Source organism: Pseudomonas sp. JAI115 (assembly GCF_014200835.1).
In the GTDB taxonomy this organism is placed as follows: Bacteria; Pseudomonadota; Gammaproteobacteria; order Pseudomonadales; family Pseudomonadaceae; genus Aquipseudomonas; species Aquipseudomonas putida_A.
Map to the genome: position 1 here is coordinate 866,585 of NZ_JACHCY010000001.1, position 21,117 is coordinate 887,701.

17 protein-coding genes are annotated in these 21,117 nt (G+C 60.3%); 7 read left to right on the top strand and 10 right to left on the bottom strand.

Annotation, left to right across the window (positions count from 1 at the left end):
• Nucleotides 1-175: 175 nt before the first annotated feature.
• Nucleotides 176-2,983, top strand: coding sequence for a winged helix-turn-helix domain-containing protein (locus tag HDC30_RS03865; protein WP_183780928.1), 2,808 nt, complete (start codon nucleotides 176-178; stop codon nucleotides 2,981-2,983).
• Here HDC30_RS03865 and HDC30_RS03870 read toward each other — a convergent pair.
• Both HDC30_RS03870 and HDC30_RS03875 read right to left on the bottom strand, forming a co-directional pair.
• Entirely contained in the window at nucleotides 2,948-4,417 is a 1,470-nt protein-coding gene (locus HDC30_RS03870; protein WP_027611584.1) for a winged helix-turn-helix domain-containing protein, read from the bottom strand. The two genes, HDC30_RS03865 and HDC30_RS03870, sit on opposite strands and share 36 nt — an antisense overlap.
• Before the next feature lie 90 nt (nucleotides 4,418-4,507).
• Nucleotides 4,508-5,458, bottom strand: coding sequence for a GlxA family transcriptional regulator (locus tag HDC30_RS03875; protein WP_103367636.1), 951 nt, complete (start codon nucleotides 5,456-5,458; stop codon nucleotides 4,508-4,510).
• A 220-nt stretch (nucleotides 5,459-5,678) separates the two neighbouring features.
• Between HDC30_RS03875 and HDC30_RS03880 the strand changes: the two genes are divergently transcribed.
• Nucleotides 5,679-6,401: a pirin family protein gene (locus HDC30_RS03880; protein ID WP_183780931.1), complete on the top strand. Its 723-nt coding sequence runs from the start codon at nucleotides 5,679-5,681 to the stop codon at nucleotides 6,399-6,401.
• A gap of 51 nt (nucleotides 6,402-6,452) precedes the next feature.
• Here HDC30_RS03880 and HDC30_RS03885 read toward each other — a convergent pair whose 3' ends face one another.
• Both HDC30_RS03885 and HDC30_RS03890 read right to left on the bottom strand, forming a co-directional pair.
• Nucleotides 6,453-6,941 carry a hypothetical protein gene (locus HDC30_RS03885; RefSeq protein WP_260319885.1) on the bottom strand — a complete coding sequence of 163 codons (489 nt, stop codon included), beginning with the start codon at nucleotides 6,939-6,941 and terminating at the stop codon, nucleotides 6,453-6,455.
• Nucleotides 6,942-7,112: 171 nt separating this feature from the next.
• A complete protein-coding gene (locus HDC30_RS03890; RefSeq protein ID WP_103367635.1) occupies nucleotides 7,113-7,988 on the bottom strand; it encodes a LysR family transcriptional regulator in 876 nt (291 codons plus the stop codon).
• A gap of 111 nt (nucleotides 7,989-8,099) precedes the next feature.
• Between HDC30_RS03890 and HDC30_RS03895 the strand changes: the two genes are divergently transcribed.
• The 3 genes from HDC30_RS03895 to HDC30_RS03905 all read left to right on the top strand — a co-directional run bounded on the left by HDC30_RS03895 (nucleotide 8,100) and on the right by HDC30_RS03905 (nucleotide 11,404).
• Nucleotides 8,100-9,290, top strand: a complete 1,191-nt coding sequence (locus tag HDC30_RS03895; RefSeq protein WP_183780934.1) for a YbfB/YjiJ family MFS transporter — start codon at nucleotides 8,100-8,102, stop codon at nucleotides 9,288-9,290.
• Between the two features lie 61 nt (nucleotides 9,291-9,351).
• On the top strand, nucleotides 9,352-10,350 hold the full coding sequence (locus tag HDC30_RS03900; protein WP_166497499.1) for an NAD(P)H-quinone oxidoreductase: 999 nt from the start codon (nucleotides 9,352-9,354) through the stop codon (nucleotides 10,348-10,350).
• A 109-nt stretch (nucleotides 10,351-10,459) separates the two neighbouring features.
• Nucleotides 10,460-11,404, top strand: coding sequence for an alpha/beta hydrolase (locus tag HDC30_RS03905; protein WP_183780937.1), 945 nt, complete (start codon nucleotides 10,460-10,462; stop codon nucleotides 11,402-11,404).
• Here the strand turns inward: HDC30_RS03905 and HDC30_RS03910 are convergent.
• A complete protein-coding gene (locus HDC30_RS03910; RefSeq protein ID WP_183780939.1) occupies nucleotides 11,401-13,212 on the bottom strand; it encodes an ABC transporter ATP-binding protein in 1,812 nt (603 codons plus the stop codon). The genes HDC30_RS03905 and HDC30_RS03910 overlap by 4 nt on opposite strands.
• A 202-nt stretch (nucleotides 13,213-13,414) precedes the next feature.
• Here HDC30_RS03910 and HDC30_RS03915 point away from each other — a divergent pair, with 202 nt between their 5' ends.
• Nucleotides 13,415-13,828: a VOC family protein gene (locus tag HDC30_RS03915; RefSeq protein WP_183780942.1), complete on the top strand. Its 414-nt coding sequence runs from the start codon at nucleotides 13,415-13,417 to the stop codon at nucleotides 13,826-13,828.
• A gap of 57 nt (nucleotides 13,829-13,885) precedes the next feature.
• Here HDC30_RS03915 and HDC30_RS03920 read toward each other — a convergent pair whose 3' ends face one another.
• The 5 genes from HDC30_RS03920 to HDC30_RS03940 all read right to left on the bottom strand — a co-directional run bounded on the left by HDC30_RS03920 (nucleotide 13,886) and on the right by HDC30_RS03940 (nucleotide 19,271).
• On the bottom strand, nucleotides 13,886-14,215 hold the full coding sequence (locus HDC30_RS03920; protein ID WP_007961262.1) for a hypothetical protein: 330 nt from the start codon (nucleotides 14,213-14,215) through the stop codon (nucleotides 13,886-13,888).
• Between the two features lie 106 nt (nucleotides 14,216-14,321).
• A complete protein-coding gene (gene rtcA, locus HDC30_RS03925; protein WP_183780946.1) occupies nucleotides 14,322-15,350 on the bottom strand; it encodes an RNA 3'-terminal phosphate cyclase in 1,029 nt (342 codons plus the stop codon).
• 8 nt (nucleotides 15,351-15,358) lie between these two features.
• Complete coding sequence (locus tag HDC30_RS03930) at nucleotides 15,359-16,147, bottom strand: nucleotidyltransferase domain-containing protein (protein ID WP_183780949.1); 789 nt, start codon at nucleotides 16,145-16,147, stop codon at nucleotides 15,359-15,361.
• Between the two features lie 14 nt (nucleotides 16,148-16,161).
• Nucleotides 16,162-17,388: an RtcB family protein gene (locus HDC30_RS03935; protein ID WP_183780952.1), complete on the bottom strand. Its 1,227-nt coding sequence runs from the start codon at nucleotides 17,386-17,388 to the stop codon at nucleotides 16,162-16,164.
• Between the two features lie 335 nt (nucleotides 17,389-17,723).
• Nucleotides 17,724-19,271: an RNA-binding protein gene (locus HDC30_RS03940; protein WP_183780955.1), complete on the bottom strand. Its 1,548-nt coding sequence runs from the start codon at nucleotides 19,269-19,271 to the stop codon at nucleotides 17,724-17,726.
• 204 nt (nucleotides 19,272-19,475) lie between these two features.
• Here HDC30_RS03940 and rtcR point away from each other — a divergent pair, with 204 nt between their 5' ends.
• On the top strand, nucleotides 19,476-21,077 hold the full coding sequence (gene rtcR / locus HDC30_RS03945) for an RNA repair transcriptional activator RtcR (RefSeq protein ID WP_183780958.1): 1,602 nt from the start codon (nucleotides 19,476-19,478) through the stop codon (nucleotides 21,075-21,077).
• Nucleotides 21,078-21,117 lie beyond the last annotated feature (40 nt).

The following is a 21,117-nucleotide window of genomic DNA, read 5'->3' on the forward strand; positions in this document are numbered from 1 at the left end:
CACTTTCGAGCATTGCCGGCAATCTGCACGTTGCACTGACGCCAGAACCTGCGGAATATGTCGGCAAAACTGCGGATTAGAAGGCTTGCGTGCCGCTGACGCTGATCCGCGCTGCCCTTCACGGAGGCTTCACACGCCGTGGGCAGGATTATAAAAATTTCGCAGGAGTGAGCTGTTGAGTCTTCCCCCGAATCAGGCCCTCGGTTTCGGCCCCTATCGGATTCAGCCCGGCAAACGGCTGCTGCTTGAGGGCGAGCAGCCGTTACGCCTGGGCCGACGTGCCATGGACATTCTGCTGATCCTGCTGGCGCATGCCGGCGATGTCGTGAGCAAGCAGCAACTGATTGCCGGCGTGTGGCCGGACAGCGTCGTCGAAGACATCAATCTGCGGGTGCACATGGCGGCGTTGCGCAAAGCCCTGGGCGATGGTCAGGGCGGGCAGCGATACATCGTCACGGTGGCGCAGCGCGGCTACAGCTTTGTCGCACCGATCAGGCTGCAATCGATCGAACAGCACACCTGCGCAGAGACCGGCACCCGGCATAACCTGCCACTGCGCCGCACGCGAATGATCGGCCGCCAGCCGCTGGTCGACAGCCTGATCAGGCAGTTGCCACGCCAGCGCTGCATCACGCTGGTCGGCCCCGGCGGCATCGGCAAAACCACCGTGGCCCTGCGCGTTGCCGAGCAGATGATCGGCCACTATCGGGACGGTATCCGGCTGCTGGATCTGTCGCCGATCAACGACGCACGAATGATCTGCTCGCACCTGGCGGCCCTGTTGGATGTGGTGCCGCATGACAACGATCCGCTGACCCACCTCGTCAATGCGCTGCGCGAGCGCCAGATGCTGCTGGTAATCGACAATTGCGAACACCTGATCGACGCCATGGCACTGCTCAGCGAGAGCATTTTGCGCGGTGCGCCGCAGATCCACATTCTGGCCACCAGCCGCGAGAGCCTGCGTGCCGAAGGCGAGTATGTGCAACGCCTTGAATCCCTCGATTACCCGCCGCCGATTGCCGTGCTTGATCGTGCGCAGGCGTTGAGTTTTTCGGCACTGCAACTGTTTGCCGAACGCGCCCTGGCCGCGCACGAGGGCTTTGAATTGAGCGATGCCGAGCTGCCCGACGCGCTTGAAATCTGTCGACGCCTGGACGGCATTCCGCTGGCGCTGGAGCTGGCGGCGGCGCAGGTTGGAGAACTCGGCCTGCAGGGTTTGCTCAGCCAGCTGCAAGGGCGTCTGCCGGTATCGGCTGCCGGCAATCAGAGCAGCGTGGAGCGCCACCAGACGCTGCGTGCCACGCTGGACTGGAGCTTCAACCTGCTGACCGATTGCGAACAAACCTGCCTGCGTCGACTCGGTGTGTTTCGGGGTGGCTTCACGCTGGAGTCCGCCGCTGCGGTGATCGGTGGACAGCACATCCAGCCCGGCGAGGTGTTCGGTTCAATCACACAACTGGTCGCCAAATCGTTGCTCAACGTCGAAGTCGGTGACGAAGAAGTGTTCTATCGGTTGCTCGACACCACGCGTCGCTATGCCCTGGAAAAACTCGAGCAAGGCGCCGAACTCGCCGAAACCCGCGAACGCCACGCTGAACGTTGTCTGGCGCTGATGTATCAGGCGCAGACCGATTGGGAAACGACCTCAACCGCCCTGTGGATCGAACGCTACGCACGCGGTCTGGAAGACCTGCGCGCGGCACTCGACTGGAGTCTGAACGGTGCAGGCCCCAATGATGTGGGGATTTATCTGGCCGCGACCTCGGCGCCCCTGTGGCAAGAGTTGTCGCTACTCAAGGAATACGGCGGTTACGTGCGTCAGGCGCTGGCCCTGCTGGAAAACGCTGCCGAACCTTGCCCTCGGGTGAAGATCGCGCTGAAACTGGCGCTCGGCAGCGCCTGCTACCACACCTGGGGTGGTACCCCGGAAACCATCGCCGCATTCGTCGATGCCCATGCGCTGGCGCAAGAGTACGACGACGTGGCCGGCCAGCTGCGTGCGGTGTCCGGGCACATGGCGGTCAACCTCAGCTGTGGCCACTATCGGTCGGCGCTGGAACAGAGCGAACAGTTCGATCGACTCGGCCTGCACGGCGACCCGCAGTTGTCGCTGAGTACACATCGCCTGCGGGTGTTGGCGCTGCATTACGCCGGCGACCAGCAGCAGGCACGCCTGCATGCCGAGCAAGTGATTCAGCACATGGCGCAAAACGGCAATCCCAACCGTTTCACCCATGGCTTCGGCGTGCAGTACGACCAGAGCGTCGCCTCGCTGACGGTGCTGGCCCGGGTGTTGTGGCTGCAAGGTTTCCCTGAACAGGCCTGGCGTACGGCCAGGCAGGCACTGGACATCGCCGTGCAAATCAACCACGGCACCTCGATCTGCTACACCCTGGCGCTGGCCAGTTGCCTGATTGCTCATTACAACGGTGACCCGCAAAACGCCCGTGCTTTGCTGCAGCTGTTGCTGGAGCAGGCGCAGAAGCATTCCGTATTGCTGTTCTATCGCTGGGCACGGCAATACGCGCAGGTCCTCGACGCCGATGCCGCCGTGCCGATAGCGACCGATGACAGCGGTCTGATCAGAGAAATCATGGTGACCCTGGACAGCCGCTTTGTTGATGATGCGTTGCTTGAGCGGGCACACAGCGGAGCTGCAGGCTGGAGCACGGCGGAGATTCTGCGGGCTCGGGCCGATCGCATGTTGCTTGAACAATCGGCTTGCCCCGACAGCAGCACCCGGCAAGCCGAAAAGGTCTTGCTCCAGGCACTGTCGATCGCGCAAACCCAGGGCGCCCTGGCCTGGGAACTGCGCAGTGCTACTTCGCTGGCGCAGTTGTGGCAACGGCAGAACCGCTACCGCGAAGCACTGGAGTTATTGAACCCGATCTATCAACGCTTCACCGAGGGCTACGCCACCCCGGATCTGCGCAAGGTGCGCTGGTTACTCGACGAGTTGGGCCGCCAACTGCGAGCCTGACACCCAACGACTGCGGCTGACGAAGCGCGCATGCCGACGCTCGTACTCGTTGGATTCACCGCTGCGTTCCAGTTGTTCGCGGGCGTAACGACGGGTGGTGTTGAGCATGCGATAGCGCAACCCGGCACTGCCCCGCTCCACCGCCAGCAAAGACTTCTGCGCCAACCGATCAATCATCAGGGCCAACGTCGACGGGGGTAATAGCGCGCAACTGATGACACCCATCGCCGCATCAATGGCAAACGCCGTTTTGAAGACCGACAGGCGTTGCAGCACCCGCTGTTCCTGCTCACTCAGGTGCTGATAGCTCCAGTCCAGCGCGGCTTTCAGGGTTTGATGGCGTGGCACGGCAGTACGCCGACCATGGCTGAGCAGCTGTAAACAATTGTCGAGTTGTGACTGCAAGCCGACCAACGCCAGCGCATCAATGTGCGCCGCCGCCAGTTCAATCGCCAGTGGCAGCCCATCGAGCCGCCGACAGATGTCGCGCACAGCATTGAGATCCTGTTCACGCAGGGTAAAACCCTGCTGCCGGGCTCGGGCACGACTGACAAACAATTGCACGGCCGAATAGCTCATGGTCTCTTCGACACTGCCCAACGCTGAGGACTTGGGAATGGCCAGTGGCGGCAGGGTTTGCACGGTCTCCAGACTGGCCTGCAATGCTTCGCGACTGGTCGCAAGAATCGACAACCGTGGCGCGGCCTCCAGTAAACGTTCAACCAGAGCCTTGCAGGCTTCACGCAGATGCTCGCAGTTATCCAGCACCAGCAAGCTGTGACGCGCTGCCAGCGTGACGAGATCGGTTTCGAGGGTGTGCAACAGATAATCGAGCAGTGGCGTGGCGTCGTTGACTACCGCCAGGTCCACCAGCCAGACCCCGTCGCGAAAATGCTGTAACAGCAACTCTGCAGCACGCAACGCCACCGTGGTTTTGCCGACACCCGCAGGCCCCGTCACGGTCATCAATCGGCACAGTGGCAATTGCCGCACCATCGAGCCCACCACTGAATCGCGACCGGTCACCGGCGTCAGCCGCACAGGCAAGTTGTGTTGTGGCGCTTGCAGGTGTTCCAGGGCCACGTGCTCGAAATTGTCGCCGTGCACCGGAGCAACGAAGCTGTAGCCACATTGCGGCACATTGACGATGTAGCGTTGGCCGTTCTCACCGTCACCGAGCGCCCGGCGCAGGGCGGCAATGTGGACGCGAAGATTGATCTCCTCGACCACCGAAGTGGGCCAGACCCGTGCAATCAACTCTTCCTTTCTGACCACTCGGCCTGCACGCTCGACCAGCACCTGCAGAATGTCCAGCGCACGCCCGCCCATGCGCAGTTGCCGATCCCCGTCGAGGATCAGCCGTTGGCGCAAATGAAAGGCGTAAGGGCCGAAATACAGGACTGACGCCGAGTGCAAATCGTTGAGGCTGTTCATGCCAACTATCTTGGCAGCCTGCGATGACGGCACAACCTTCACACAGGGCGCAGCACGGACATCCGGGTGCGCACAACGGACAGAACCGCTCTAGCTGAACTGTTCGCGGTATTGCACAGGCGTAAGGCCGAGTTTTTCCGCGAACAACAGACGCATGTGCCGAACACTGCCAAAACCACTCTTGTAGGCCACGGTTTTCAAAGGCAGGTCAGTGGTTTCCAAAAGATTTCGTGCGCAGTCGATACGCGCACTTTGCAGGAACTCCATCGGCGTCATATTGATGTCGCGGACAAACGTCCGCGCGAAGTGCCGTGCACTCATGTTGGCCAATCCTGCCATGCGCTCGACAGTGAACACTTCATCGAGATGGTCCAGGACGTAATTCTGTACTCGGGTGATCGGTGTTTCCTGAGGCGCCACCGCCGCCATCAAGGGGCTGAACTGCGCCTGTCCGCCTTGACGTTTCATCACCACCAGCAGCACTTTGGCGACGTCCTGGGCCAACTTCTTGCCGTGATCCTGCGCCACCAGCGCCAGCGCCAGGTCGATGCCGGCCGTGACCCCGCCAGAGGTGATCAGATTGCGATCCTCAATGAAAATCTGGTCGGTGGCGACGCTCGCCTTTGGAAATGCCTTGATCAGGCGTTCGGTGTAGTTCCAGTGAGTGGTCACCCGATAGCCGTCGAGCAACCCGGCATGGCCGAGCACGAAGGCGCCGGTGCAGATCGAACCATATCGCTCGGCACAGGGCACCGCCGCTTTCAGCCAGGCCAGCAACGCCGGGTGTTTTTCGTTGTAAGCCCCCGGCCCTCCTGGCACCAGCAGCAAATCGTAGCGCTCAAGGGCTTGTTCGATATGCCGGTCGGTGTGTACCAGCACACCGTTGGACGCACGCAACGGCCCGCGCTCGGTGCCAAGGGTCGTCAGTTGATAGTGCGACTCCGGTTTCAAATAGCGATTGGCCACCGAAAACACTTCCAGCGGCCCGGCCATGTCGAGCAGCAGAAAGTCGGGGAACAACACCATGGCCACGGTTTTCATGGGGTACACATCACTGATAATGAAAAATGGACGGACAAGACTGGCTGAGCATTATGGCCAACTGCGACACAATCGTCGGAAAAAAATACGTGATCAAGCGCACACAACTGTCAACCAGAAAGGGACAGTATTTCAATTTCCATCTACTTATTACCCCGAAGAGTAAACAGTAACCTTCTCCTCACTCGGACGAATTCACGTCCCCCCAGGAGATTTCATCATGCTGACTCTTCGCAAAGCCTCCGATCGTGGCCTCGCCAATCATGGCTGGTTGAAGTCGTTCCACACCTTTTCCTTCGCCAGCTACCGCGACCCGCGTGAACAGGGTTTTTCCGACCTGCTGGTGATCAACGATGACCGCGTTGCCGCCGGTAAAGGTTTCGGCCAGCACCCGCATCGTGACATGGAGATCTTTTCCTACGTGCTCGAAGGCGCACTGGAACATAAAGACACGTTGGGCACCGGCTCGGTGATCCGCCCTGGCGACGTACAACTGATGAGCGCCGGCAGCGGCGTGGCGCACAGCGAGTTCAACCATTCGGCCACCAAACCCGTGCACTTTTTGCAAATCTGGATTGTGCCGAAGATCAGCGGCGCCAAACCGCGCTATCAACAGGAGCACTTCAGTGCGCAAAAAAAACGCGGTCGTCTGCAATTGATCATCTCGCCGGACGGCAGCGATGGTTCGCTGACAGTGCGCCAGGATGCGCGGGTTTACGCCGGGTTGTTCGACGGCAAGGAAAGCGCCACCCTGAAACTGTCCGCCAACCGTTACGCCTACGTGCATGTGGCTCGCGGCAGTGTTGAACTCAACGGCCAGTTGCTGCAGGAAGGTGACGGCGTGCGGGTTCGCGAGGAACAGGCGTTGACCCTGAGCAATGGCGCGGATGCAGAAGTGCTGGTGTTTGACCTGCGTCCGCAAGAGCTGCCGCAAATGCCATGAGGCAGGGTTTCCAAAGCCAACAAAAACGGCCCTCGATTGAAGGCCGTTTTTTTATTTTGGCAACACCGGTGATGGCTGCTCGGCAGGCTTGGCTGCGCCGACTTCTTTGCCCGCCTGAACCGCCGCCAAGGTTGTTTGTATCGCTGCATACAGGTTGGCCTGACTGGCGAAATAGCCGCCCACGACAATACTGACCACACCAAACAGATGCACAGCCGTTGCCATCCAGACGTTGGCATTCACGGAACCCGCCTTTTTGAGTGCCTCTCTGGACTCGATGGCAATGCCTTGAATCATCGAGTCGTAGCGTTTATCCCGTTCGACCTGAATGCGCTCGTTCGCCTTGTCTCGCTCTGCCTGGGAGCAAAGGAACTCTCGGATATCTGCATGCACTCGCTCTACCCGAGCATCCATCCTTGCCTCGATGGTCTCGATCCTGGCGTTGAATTCTTCACGGCTGATAGCGTTCATGGCTTGTGTGTTACGACCTTTGCTCAATGTGTCGAAGCTTTGATATTGCTCGAATTCCCTGGCTTTCAATCCGATCCCCTTCCCTGGGTTAGCGATACCTTCTCTGGCGCACCGATTTCCTGGCGCTGCGAGTTGCATCAACCTTAGGACTGGCGCTCCAAGCCCACAAGCCGGCAGATTCTGCTGTGGATGTAGGGCGTTTCATCAGACGATGTAGCTTCTCCAAAGCGCTTTGAGCCGTCACTCATTCTCCAGTGCAAACGCCTCGACAATCTGCTCAATCACCGCCCTGACCCGTGCGGTGTGGCGCAAGTCCGCGTGGGTCACCAGCCAGACCTCATAGGGTTGCGGGCGATTGCGCTCCGGCCAAAGCCTTATCAGGCCATCGCGCTCGCCCATGTACACCGGGATTTCTCCTACGCCCAGGCCAGCCGCAATCGAGCGCCGTACCAGCAGACTGGAGCTCAGGCTGGCGACAATCCGCCCGCGATGCAGCGGTTCGCAAACCAGCGTCATGTCCTTGTGCGTCTGCAAATACGGTTGGTAGACCACCAGATCATGGCCTTCGAATGCCGTACCCTGCGGCGGGATGCCATGGGCGTCGATATACGCCTGTGAAGCGAACAATCCCACGGGCCAGCGCGCAATCCGCCGCGCGATCAGATCGGGATTGTCAGGCCGGGTATTGCGCACGGCGATGTCCGCCTCGCGCTTGGCCAGGCTAAGGATCTGAGTGGAGGCGTCCAGTTGCACACGCACGTCCGGGTGCTGCGCGTGCAGGCGGCTAATGGCCGGGATCAGGAAGTCGATGGCCAGCGAGTCGGTGGTGCTGACGCGTACGGTGCCGGTCAGACGATCATCCAGGCCCTGAATCTGCCGCTCAAGTTCCAGCGCCGAATGCTCCATTTTTTCCACGCTTTTGAGCGCGGCCTCGCCGACCGCGGTCAATGCGTAGCCGTCGGAGGTGCGCAGGAACAAGGTCGCGCTCAGGGACTTTTCCAGCGCCGTGATCCGTCGCCCGACAGTCGCCTGATCCACCCCCAAAACCCGCGCTGCGCCGCGTAAGGTCGACTCTCTGCATACCGCGAGAAATACCCGCGCATCATCCCAGTTCATGCTGCCCCCAACCGATGCGAATTTGCATCACTATAAAGCCAAATCGCTGCATTACCGCAGCAAAGATAGCCGATATCCTGAGCGCAATAGACCTTCCTCAGGAATGCTGTCATGCGTACATCCACCTCAGCGTTACCGATTTTCTCGGGACTCTGCGCCAGCCTGGTCGGCATTGGTCTGGCGCGTTTTGCCTATACACCGCTTATTCCCTCGCTGATTCAGGCGCAGTGGTTTTCTGCCAACGACGTGGTCTACCTCGGCGCAGCCAATCTGGTCGGCTATCTGATCGGCGCCCTGCTCGGCCGGCCGATAGCGCGGCAACTGGGCAATAAAAACGCCCTGCGACTGATGATGCTGCTGGTCACCGCAGCGTTTTTTGCCTGTGCATTTCCATTGTCGGTGAGCTGGTTCTTTGGCTGGCGGTTGCTGTCGGGGATTACCGGCGGTGCAATTATGGTGCTGGTGGCGGCGACTGTACTGCCCCATGTGCCGGCATCCCGCAAAGGACTGGCCAGCGGTGCGATTTTTCTCGGTATCGGCTTGGGCATCGCCGCCTCCGGAACCATCGTCCCGCCCTTGTTGAACATGGGCCTGCACGCCACCTGGCTGGGGCTGGGCGGATTGTCCTTGTTGCTGAGCGCTATGAGCTGGTTTGGCTGGCCTGTTGATCTACCACACCCGACCGCCATTCACGCAGGCGCGACGGTTGAGCCAACGCCCTCCGCCGTCTATTTGCTGTTCGGCCAATACGCATTCATGGCCGCAGGTCTGGTGCCGGCCATGGTGTTTCTGGTGGATTACGTGGCTCGCGGGCTCGGGGCCGGGGCGCAGATTGGCGCACTGGTTTGGGTGATGTATGGCCTGGGCGCAATTGTCGGCCCGGTAAGTTACGGCTTTCTCGCAGATCGGCTTGGCGCGCGGATGGGTATTCGGCTGGTATTGCTGGTACAGGCGATTGCGCTGGGACTGCTGGCGGTTTCCCACTCTTTCATGGCGTTGGCCGTGCTGGCAGTGATCATCGGTTCATTCCCGCCCGGCATCGTCCCGCTGGCCTTGGCCCGCGTGCATGAACTGGTGCCGGATCACCATCGCCAGCAAATCGCCTGGAGCCGCGCCACCGTATCGTTTGCCACGTTTCAGGCGCTGGCCGGATTTGCCTATTCGGCGCTGTTCAATGCCACGGGCGGTCAGCACGCAATGCTCTTCGTGATCGCCGCAGGGGCGATTGTCGTGGCGATTTTGTTGGAGCACGCCCTGAAATGGCTGCCCTCAGTGACTGAACCACGCGTCTGTGAAAATTGAAGGGAATCATTGCCCGCGGGCTGCGCTCCCATCTTCAGAACCTCAAGCAACAGGAATCGACATGACTTTGCCCAACGAAATGACCCGGATCGAAATCACTCAACCCGGTGGCCCCGATGTTCTGCAAGCCAAACGCGTGCCGTTGCCGGTCGCTGCAGCCGGTGAAGTACTGATCCGCGTGCATGCCGCCGGGATCAACCGTCCCGACGCCCTGCAACGGGCCGGCAAGTATCCAATGAAGCCGGGGATGAATCCGATCCCCGGTCTGGAAGTGGCCGGCGAAGTAGTGGCGCTGGGTGCCGGTGTCAGTCAGTTTGCCGTCGGAGACAAGGTCTGCGCGCTGACCAACGGTGGCGGTTACGCCGAATACTGCAACGTCCCGGCCGGGCAAACCCTGCCGATCCCCGATGGACTGGATTGGGTGCAGGCCGCCGCTATCCCGGAAACCTTCTTTACCGTGTGGGCCAACCTGTTCGGCCTCGGCGACGCCCAGCGTGGTCAGCGCGTGCTGATCCACGGCGGCACCAGCGGCATCGGCACCACCGCACTGATGCTGTGCCGCGAATTCGGCATCGAAGCCTTTGCCACCGCCGGCAGCGCCGATAAATGCGCAGCGATCAGCAAACTGGGTGGGCAGCCGATCAATTATCGCGAGCAGGATTTCGCCACGGTCATCGCCGAAAAAACTGCTGGCCAAGGCGTTAACGCGATTCTCGACATCATGGGCGCTTCGTACCTCAACGGTAATGTCAGCGCGCTGGCGATGGATGGCCGGCTGGTGATGCTGGGCTTTCTCGGTGGCGGCAAGGCCAACGACATCGACCTGCTGGCGATCATGGCCAAGCGTGCGGTGATCACTGGCTCATTGCTGCGTGCGCGAACCGCTGAGGAAAAGGCCGAAATTGCCGAGCAACTGCGCGAACACGTGTGGCCGGCGCTGGCCGCCGGACGCTGCCTGCCGATCATCGACAAGGTTTATTCGCTGAACGATGCGGCCCAGGCGCATGCGCGCATGGAAGGTGGCGACCACATCGGCAAAATCGTTCTGCGCGTGGGCTGAGCCGCAGCATTTTGTAATCGTTGCGAGTAGACGGTGGTCGAAAAAGTCACGCGCAGACCGAGCCTTCTGGTAAAAAGCCTTCTTTGTCTGCGCTGTGGTGAACCGTTTAATGTTCCTGTCCTTCATGACCCGTTTGCGTCGTCGCCGTCTGGCGTTCGCCTGCACGGCTGCGCTGATCATTGGCGTGCCGACGAGTTGTGCGGTGCTCGAGCACACCGAGCGCAAACTGCTGTTTCGCATCGAACCGGGCACGGCCGGCTGGTATCACGGCTTGCCGGGCAGCGTGCAGGAACTCGACTTGCAGCCCAAGAGCTTCAAGGCCGGGCAGAATATTCATGCCTGGTGGTGGCCTGCGGAACGACCGAACGCTCCGGCGATTCTCTATCTGCATGGCGTGCGCTGGAACCTCACCGGACAGCTGTTCCGCATCGAGCAATTGCGCGCGGCCGGCTACTCGGTACTGGCCATCGACTACCGTGGTTTCGGCCAGAGCAAGGGCGATCTGCCTTCGGAAAGCAGCGTGTATGAAGACGCCCGTGTGGCGTGGGAGCGCTTCAAACTCCTGCAGCCCGACCCGAGCAAGCGCCTGATCTACGGCCACTCACTGGGTGGCGCCGTGGCTATTGATCTGGCCGCCGAACTCGGCCAGGACGCCGCACGGGACAAGACACCGCTGCCGGCCAAAGGTCTGGTGATCGAATCGACCTTCACCTCTCTCGCCGACGTGGCTGCCGCCGTGGCCAACACTTCGCTACCAGTGCGCTGGCTGCTGTCGCAGAAATTCGACTCCATCGACAAGATCGCCGAGATTCACATGCCATTGCTGGTGGTGCACGGCATGGCCGACGCATTCGTGCCGCCACGTTTCAGCGAGCAACTGTTCAACGCCGCCCGACAACCGAAACGACTGCTATTGGTGCCGGGTGCCACCCACAACAACAGCATGGCGCTGGGCGGGCAGAATTATCGCAAGGCGATCGATGCGCTGATGCAGTCCAAACCCACGCCGCGCGTGGCCGGCCCAGCATTGGTGCGCAGCGCGCAGGATTCCTAGCGATAGCCGCGAGCCTGCAGATCGAACAGCTTGGCGTAGTGCCCATTGGCGGCGATCAGGCTGCTGTGATCGCCCTTCTCCAGTATCCGTCCGCCCTCCAGCACCATGATCTGATCGGCATTGCGCACACTGGAAAAGCGATGGGAAATCAACAAGGTCATGCGCCCTTCGGTGTGTTGGCTGAAATGCTCGAACACTGCCGCTTCCGCCGCCGGATCCAGCGCCGAGGTCGGCTCGTCGAGAATCAGGATGTCGGCATCGCGGCGCATGTAGGCCCGGGACAAGGCAATCTTCTGCCATTGCCCGCCCGACAACTCCTGACCGCCAGCGAACCATCGGCCTAATTGCGTTGCATAGCCACGGTCGAGCCCTTCAATGAACGGCGCGGCCATGCCTTCGGCCGCTGCGGCCTGCCAGCGCGATTCATCATTGAACGCCGAGGTATCCCCCACGCCGATGTTTTCGCCCACGGTGAACTGGTAGCGAATGTAGTCCTGAAAAATCACGCCGATACGCCGCCGCAATGTGTTCTCTTCCCAATCCTGCAAATCGCTGCCATCAAGCAGAATCCGCCCCTGATCGGGCCGATAAAGGCGCGTCAGCAATTTGATCAGCGTGGTTTTGCCTGAGCCGTTCTCCCCCACCAGCGCCACACTCTTGCCCGGCACCAGGTGCAGGTCGATGCCTTCCAGTGCTGCACGGCTGGCCCCCGGATAGCGGAAACCGACGTTCTCAAAACGCAGGCCATCACCCGGATGCGCGCCGACGGTGAGATGACCGCAATCAGCCAACACCGGTTCGGCCAGATACTCATACAGGCTCGACAGGTACAGACCGTCCTCGTACAAGCCGCTGATCGCACTCAGGCTGCTGCTGACCGCACTCTGCCCCTGCTTGAACAACACCAGGTACATGGTCATCTGACCGAGACTGATATTGCCGTGCACCGCATCGATCACCACCCAGGCATAAGCCAGATAGAACGCCCCTGTACCGAGCAAGCCGAGACCGAAACCCCAGCCATCACGCCGCAATGTCAGGCGCCGATCTTCGGCGTAGAGCTTGGCGAAGGTGTCCCGATAGCGCTGCAACAGCAACGGCGCAAAGCCGAACAGCTTGACTTCTTTTATATAGGCCTCATGGGACAGCAAGGTTTCGATGTAATTTTGCTGCCGACTCTCCGGAGCGCGGCGGGTGAACAAGCGGAAAGCGTCGCCGGAGAAGTGCGCCTCGGCAAAGAACACCGGCAACGCGCCGATCACCAGCAACAGCAGTGCCCACGGCGAAAAATGCACCAGCAGCACACCGAAGCTGATCAGCATGATCAGGTTCTGGATCAACCCCAGCGACTTCATCACCAACGCCAGCGGCCGGGTCGAGGCTTCGCGGCGTACGCGCACCAGTTTGTCGTAGAACTCGGAATTCTCGAACTGCACCAGCGACAGGGTCTGCGCTTTCTCCAGAATCAGCGTGTTGACCTTCTGCCCCAACTGCACCCGCAACAACGACTGCTGCACCGAGAGCGCCCGTTGCGTTCCGGATAACAGCGCCAACACCCCTGCCTCCATCAGCACATAACGCAACACCGGCCACAGCGGTGCATCGCCCTGCTGCGCGTGCAACTGCATCGCCGTCACCACCGCATCGACAATGCGCTGACCCAGCCATGCGGCCAGCGCCGGCAGCACACCCGCTATCAGGGTCGCCAGCACCAGGCCCAGAAATAACCCGCGTGAAGTTGCCCAGACCAGCAGCAAGGCGCGCCGGGCCTGATCGAACAGGGCGTTGAAGCGGGAAATCAAAGGCATGGCAGAACAAGCTCGATAGGTCGTACAGAGTGTCATGGTACTCCGCAGGTTTTATCCGTGCTGAAGCGCGGCGTTTTCAGAAGAAAAACATCTGGAAAAACTCCGGCCGTTGCGACGTCCAATGCTTTGCTATGGTTTAACCGCCTTTCGCGGAACCTGGCGAACATCGCCTCTCTCCGCGCCTACTGCCAGGAACGCCATCATGCGAATCAATCCCTACCTGATCTTCAACGGCAACTGCCGTGAAGCCTTCACCTTTTATGAGCAAGCGCTGCAAGGAAAACTCGAAGCAATCATGACCTTCGGCGAAACACCCGCCGCCGAACACGTACCGAAAGAGCATCATCATCTAGTGATCCACACCTGCCTGAAAGTCGGCGACCAGATGATCATGGCCTCGGACACTACACCTGACCGGCCGACCGGGGGCATGAGTGGTTGCTCGATCTCGCTCAACGTCGACAGCGTTGCCGAAGCCGAGCGAGTGTTTAATGCGCTGGCCAAGGACGGTCGCGTCGATATGCCGCTAGAGGCGACTTTCTGGGCCGCCCGGTTCGGTATGCTGGTCGATCGCTTCGGTGTGTCGTGGATGGTCAATTGCGAGACTGACAAGTAACGCCGACGCTTCGTCAGGCATGAAAAAGCCCAACCTCTTCAGGTTGGGCTTTTTGATTTATCGTTGGGCCAGCTCATGCCGCACGCATTGTTCGTAATAGGTCTGCTTGACCGCTGCAGGTTTGAGCTTCGACGTGCTGTTGTAGGTCTGCTCGGTAATCCCCATTGCCGTCATGCGCATCCACGGTTGCTGGAACTTGCGCACCTGCAACTGCTTGCGCGCGCCATACAACGAGATCCCCGAGAGCTTCGACTGTTGTGCGCCGGCGGCGATGTCCGAGCCCCACGTACAGGCAAACCGGTGACTCTTGCTCAACTCCCTCGCTTCAATGGCCGAAGCGAAAGCAGCCAGGGAAAGCGTTGCAACGGTTATGACAATCGTCCGCATATAGCCAACCTAACCTTTTGAAAAAAGGCGATTTTGCCGGGGAAGCCCAAGCCTGGGGGCCAGCAAATTGCCGCATTCGCGAGATTGATCCGGGCTTGCGACGTGGTCAGCGACCGTTGCGGACCTCAACCCGCAGACGCTCGGGGCCCGCTTCCGAGCATTCGATAGTGACCGGCAAGAAGCGCTCGATCACCGCGATGTTGCTGTGCAGATGCTCGGTCATTCTTGGGGTAGTGAATGATCCGCCACCGGCCAGCGCCATCGGCAGCAGCAACTGGTCGGCGAGGTGTTCCGCCACCGCTGCGTCACTGCGTAACCAGTCTGTCGCCTGATTGATTGCGCTATCAGCGACCTTCTCCGCCCGTAACAACACCTGGCCAAAGGCACTGAAGACTTCGGTGACCTGCTCGAACACGTACTCCAGTAACAGCACGTTACCGGGGCCACGCGCCGGGTCGAGCGTGATCGGATGCAAAGTTTCCGCTGCCCAGCGCAAGCGTTTCGCCACCTGATTCAGTTCACGCTCGGCGACGCTCGGTGCGAGACCGGCCGTCAGCGCCAAGGCTTGCTGCGACAGCAGCGCCCCACGCTCACACAGGTCCAGCGGCGTCAGTTGCGACGGCTGCACCGTGACGTCGATTTCACCGCCACCGGCCGGGACAAAGCCGTGACGCAGCAGATCCAGCTCAATGCCGGCACCCATGCGCCGCATCAACGGCAACCAACTGCGTGTAAGGAAATCGACAGGCGGCGCCAACGGATTATGCGTACCGCCGCTGATCCGCACGCGACTTGTGCCCGGCGCCTGCAACAGTGCTGGCAGCAGTGTCTGCAACACCAACGTGCAACTGCCGGCCGTGCCGATCGCAAACCGGTAATCACCCGAACGAATCGTTCCCGGCTCGAAATACAGCGCCTGCGAGCCCAGTTCCGCTCCCGCGATCCGTGCGCCGCAGACTTCGGCGGCCGCCATCACTGCCGTCAAATGCTGGCGTAACAATCCCGGCCGACTGCGGCGGGCACGAATCTGTTTAATGCGAAACGCCTGGCCCGTCACCATCGACAGGCTCAGCGCGCTGCGCAACACCTGACCGCCGCCAATCGCGCCGTCCAGTTCAATCACTTGCTGTTCCATTTCATTCCTTATGCGTACAACCCGACGGTCTCCCTGAGGTAGTCATCCAGTCGTCGCGAGTTTTCCTGAGTTCTGAGTAATGTGGGCACATCGCGCTCGAGTTCGGCAGTGATGAACCTGTGCAGCGCCGGACGACGCGGACCGTAGGCGCGCTCGTCGGCATTGCGTTTGAGTGCCAGCAGTTCGTCGACTTCAGCCAGCAGTGCCCGGTCGTCGATTGTGGTCAGCAGGTCGGCGAAGGTCATCGGTGGACGCCCACGCCCCTGATCGATCCAGCGCACCGCCAGCAACGGCCGCAGCACGTAGAAGTACTTCTTGAACCGTACGCTGTCGCCTTGCAGGTACTGGCGAAAGTTGTTTTTCGCCATCGACAGATAGTGGTTGCGGGCTGCCGGCGGGCTGTAGAACGCTTCGGCCAGTTCCCGCAGTTGCGCAACCTGCGCGCTTTCGCTGCGGTACACCAATGGCGAGTCGAGCCACTCCAGCAACGTCGGATTGGACTTGCGCAATAACCCGAGGGTCTTGCGCAGTTCCCAGCCGCTGACGTCCAGCTCGTCGTCCAATGGCCGCTCGATCACCGCGCGCGGCGTGTCGACCTGAACGAACCACTGCGGTTTTTCCACGTACACGAACCGCACGTCGTAGTCGCTGTCGGTCGAAGCAAAGCCCCAGGCCCGACTGCCGGACTCACAGGCGTACAACACCGTGACATTGCGCTCGCGCTCTATACGCGCCAACTCTTCCAGTACCCGCGCACGCATCGTGGCGCACAGCGGGTGGCGTTCTGCAAATTCCATGACTGCTGATCCTTTTATCCTTTGACGCACACCACTTGCCGCAGGGTGTGCAGCACTTCCACCAACTCGCGCTGGGCGTGCATGACTTTGTCGATGTCCTTGTAGGCCATCGGAATTTCGTCGATCACCGCTTCGTCCTTGCGGCACTCGACATGCGCCGTGGCGCGGATCTGGTCTTCGACGGTGAATGTATTCTTTGCCTTCGTTCGGCTCATGGTGCGGCCGGCGCCGTGGCTACAGGAGCTGAACGACTCTTCGTTGCCCAGGCCGCGCACAATGAAACTCTTGGCGCCCATCGAACCCGGAATGATCCCGAGTTCACCTTTCTTCGCCGACACCGCGCCTTTGCGGGTGACCAGGATTTCTTCGCCGAAATGCCGCTCTTTCTGCACGTAGTTGTGGTGGCAGTTGACCGCTTCCAGCGCCACCTCGAACGGCTTGCGAATGATCTGGCGCGTGGCCTGAATCACCGCGCGCATCATCAATTCGCGGTTCTGTCTGGCGAAGTCCTGCGCCCAGCTCACCGCTTCCACGTAATCATCGAAGTGCTGGCTGCCTTCTTCGAAGTACGCCAGGTCACGATCCGGCAAGTTGGCGATGTGTTGCCGCATATCCGCCTGAGCCATCTGAATGAACAGGTTGCCAATGGCGTTGCCGACACCGCGAGAACCACTGTGCAACATGAACCAGACCCGGTTGGCTTCATCCAGGCACACTTCGATGAAGTGGTTGCCGCTGCCGAGCGTGCCCAGATGCCCACGGTTGTTGGTGTTGGTCAGTTTCGGGTACTTGTCGGTGATCAGTTTGAAACGTGGCTGAAGCCCCGCCCAAGCCTGATCGGCTTGCTGCGGAATCTCGTCCCATGCGCCCTTGTCGCGCCGAGAACGGTTCGAACTGCGGCCATGGGGCACCGCTTGCTCGATGGCGCTGCGCAGACCCTGCAGGTTGTCCGGCAAGTCGGCTGCGGTCAGCGACGTGCGTGCGGCGATCATGCCGCAACCGATGTCCACGCCGACGGCCGCAGGGATGATCGCGCCCACCGTCGGAATCACGCTGCCAATAGTCGAGCCCTTGCCCAGATGCACATCCGGCATCACCGCCAAATGCTTGAAGATGAATGGCATCTTTGCGGTGTTCATCAGTTGCTCGCGGGCCTCGTTTTCCACCGGGACGCCTTCGGTCCAGAGTTTGATCGGCTTGCCGTTGGCGACTTCGAGCAGTTTGTAAGTGTGTGCTTTCATTTCTCTATTCTTTATTCGTCGGCCGATGATTCGGCGTTGTTCCGTCATGTGCAGCGACAAAAAAACAGACACTGTGGCTCTGCCAGTCGAGCCCCCGTTGCCGGGGCGGGATTCGAACCCGCGTTCCGATGGAGTACCTGTTGCATTCGCTGCCTTCTTTTTCAATAAGGTGGCACGACAAAAGTTGATGACTGTTGCGCGTCGCCGCGCACCGGGGTTAACCGGCCTCAGATGTACAGCCATCAGGCATTCGTGCCGTCACACACGCTGACAAGGGTTTGATGAGACGTCTTGGATGTAGTCCCACCGGCATTCAGCGCCTGTGACAAATCAATTCATTGCATCTTCTCGATCGCTTCGACCCAGTGCTGGGCACCGTAACGACCGCTGGTGAACTGCTCGACCACATCGAACACCGCATCGCTGAAACCGCCGACATTCAGAATGTCGTCGCGGTCGGCTGCCTGCGTTGCATAACCCGGCTGGATATCGATGCACACCAGCCGTGCCTGCGGGTTGATCCGCTTGATGCGCTCCCACTGGAGCATGGTCTCACTGGCACCACGGCGCCGCGTGTCGATCCAGGACTCGTTGTCCGATACCAGAATCAACGTATCGACCCTGGCCTTGCTATCTGCCAGTTTCTTCAATGGCGCCGAGCAGTTGGTGCCGCCGCCAAAGGCCCTGGCCAGTTTCTCCGCGTTGCTGATCACGCTGTCCCGTGGGTTGAGCTTGATATCCACCACCTTCACTTCGAACGGCATCACCCGCGCCGCTGGCTGTTTGCGCAACACCGCCGCCGCGACCAGTGCCGCCACATCAATGCAACGCACTGCGGTGGTTGCACCCTGACGATAACCGGTCGCTGGGCTGCCCATTGAACCCGATACGTCCGGGCATACCACCACCGCGCCTTCCAGCTTCGGCACGTTGGCCAGCGATAACTCAAGTGCGTCCTGCAATGCCTCGCGGATCTGCAGCGGAACGTTATCGCCAACCATCCGGTAGGCCGCCAGCAACTGGTACGGATAAACCCGCGCCTTGGCCACTTCTTGCGGATCTGCAAGTCGCGCTGCCACGTACTCGACGCAACCCGGAACCTCGAACGCGCCATGCCGCGCCAGGGTGTTGAGGTTGATGCGCAACCCCTGCCAGCCCATGTTGCAGGCCTGCGCCGCCCATTGCTCTTTGCTCAGGGTTTCATTGCCGAGCAGTTGAAACGGTACTGCGGGTACTTCGTGACTCGCACCGCTGCGAAATGCCAACAAATCGCGGGTCAGTTGAGGCAATGCCTGCACATCCACCGGTTTGCCGATCAGCCAGGCGAAGAACGCTTCGCGCCAGGCCTCAGCCGGCTTTGGGTGAACCATCTTCACCACATCAGCCAGCGATGGCTGGTTGCCAATCGACGCTTGTAGCAGTTGACGTTCGGTCGCGCCGTTCAGCCAGTTCTGCACCAGACGTTTGGGTTGCGAACCAAGGGATTTGCGCCCGGTGGCGCCACTGCGCAGGATCTGCACGTAGTTGCGCAACATCTTGCCGCTGTCGATCACTTGTTCAAACACCTCAGGCACCAGCGTCGAACGGTTCGCCGTCAACGCCGCGAGCAACAACGCCGGCATGTCTTTCATGTGGCCCTTTTGGCGAGCGTAGACAGCAGCCTTCGCCACGAAACGGCTGTCGAGTTCAGCCACCAGCTTCAACACTTGATCCAGCTGGCTTTCAGCGCTGGCGTAAAACGTCTGGTTCAGGCAACCGGTGACCGCCAGCTGGGCCAGCTGATGCTTCGGCGTGTAGGCATATGCCGAGGCACCGGAGGCATTCAAAGTGTCGCAGGCTGGCAGCTGTTTCGATTGCGTGTTGAAGAGTTTGAAGTTGGCCATCGTGGCGTCTCACTGTGTTGTCCTGTTCGTTGCGATAGGTATTGCAGCGGCTGTGCCAGTTTTTGAGAGGCGCAAAATTTATTTTTTATCTTATTGATTTATATAGTTTTTTTATTTTTTATCGATTTCTTTGAGCTGAACCGAAGACAAACCCAGCGTGAGAAACCTATCATTTGATATCGTCATTTATCTTTTGAGATAGCCATGCCCAACAAACGCACCGTCGCCATCGGTTTTATCGGCGCCACCCTGGACCGCGTTGGCAAAGGCGCCAATCGCTGGAGCCACTGGCGACCGAGCGTTGGCCTGTGCCAGCAACCGGACGTGTTGATCCATCGTCTGGAACTGATTCACGGTATCGACGCGCGCGACATTAGCCTCGCTGAACGGGTTCGCGCCGATATCCAGCAGGTCTCGCCGGAAACCGAGGTACACCTGTACCCCATGGCACTGCGCAATCCGTGGGATTTCGAAGAGGTCTACGGCGCACTGCATGACTTCACGACGGCCTACAGCTTCGATACCGAGCACGAGGACTATCTGGTTCACATCACCACCGGCACCCACGTCGCGCAGATTTGCTGGTTCTTGCTGACCGAAGCACGCTATCTGCCGGCGCGCCTGATCCAGACCTCCCCCGCCCGACGCAAAAGCGAAGATGAACAAGCCACCGGCACTCACGCGCTGATCGACCTCGACCTGTCGCGTTATGACCGCATTGCCTCGCGTTTCGCCAACAAACGCCTCGAGGGCCTGGAGTTCTTGAAGTCCGGCATCGCCACCCGTAACGCGGCGTTCAACCGCTCCATCGAACAGATTGAACGCGTGGCCGTGCGCTCCAAGGCGCCCATGCTGCTGATCGGCCCGACCGGCGCCGGCAAATCGTTTCTCGCCCGACGCATCTATGAACTCAAACGCAGCCGCCATCAAATGCAGGGCCGGTTTGTTGAGGTGAACTGCGCCACCCTGCGGGGCGACGGTGCGATGTCGGCTCTGTTCGGTCACGTCAAGGGCGCATTCACCGGCGCGCAGAACGCCCGCGACGGCCTGCTGCGCGCCGCGGACGGCGGCATGTTGTTTCTTGATGAAATCGGTGAACTGGGCGCGGACGAACAGGCGATGCTGCTCAAGGCTATCGAAGAAAAGCGCTTCTTTCCGCTTGGCTCCGACAAGGAGGTCGACAGCGACTTCCTGATCATCGCCGGCACTCATCGCGATCTGCGCAGCCGCGTCGCCGAAGGCCTGTTCCGCGAGGATCTGTACGCGCGCATCAACCTCTGGACATTTGATTTGCCCGGCCTGGCCGGCCGCCGCGAAGACATCGAGCCCAACATCGATTTCGAGCTCGAACGTCACGCTCGCGATCACGGCCAACTGGTGCGCTTCAACCTCGAAGCGCGGCGGCGCTACCTCGCCTTCGCCAGCTCTCGCGAAGCGGCATGGCTGGGCAACTTTCGCGAACTGTCAGCGTCGATTACCCGGATGGCCACGCTGGCGGACAGCGGACGAATTGATGAGGCGCAAGTGCAGGAAGAAATTGATCGACTGCGTTATGCGTGGGGACTGGCGCAAGCGGACGGCGTGTCGGATGACCTCCCGGGAGACGCCGATAGCCTCGACCTGTTTGATCGATTGCAATTGAAGGCGGTAATTGAAGTATGTCGGCAAGCGGACAGCCTGTCGGATGCCGGACGCAGACTGTTCGGCGTATCGCGCCAGGCCAAGGCGCAGCCGAATGATGCAGATCGCTTGAGAAAATACCTGAGCCGCTTCGGGATTGAATGGGCCGACTTGCAAGGCCGCTAAATATAGCGCGGTGCTTTCGCGGCGCTCTGTCGCAGTCATG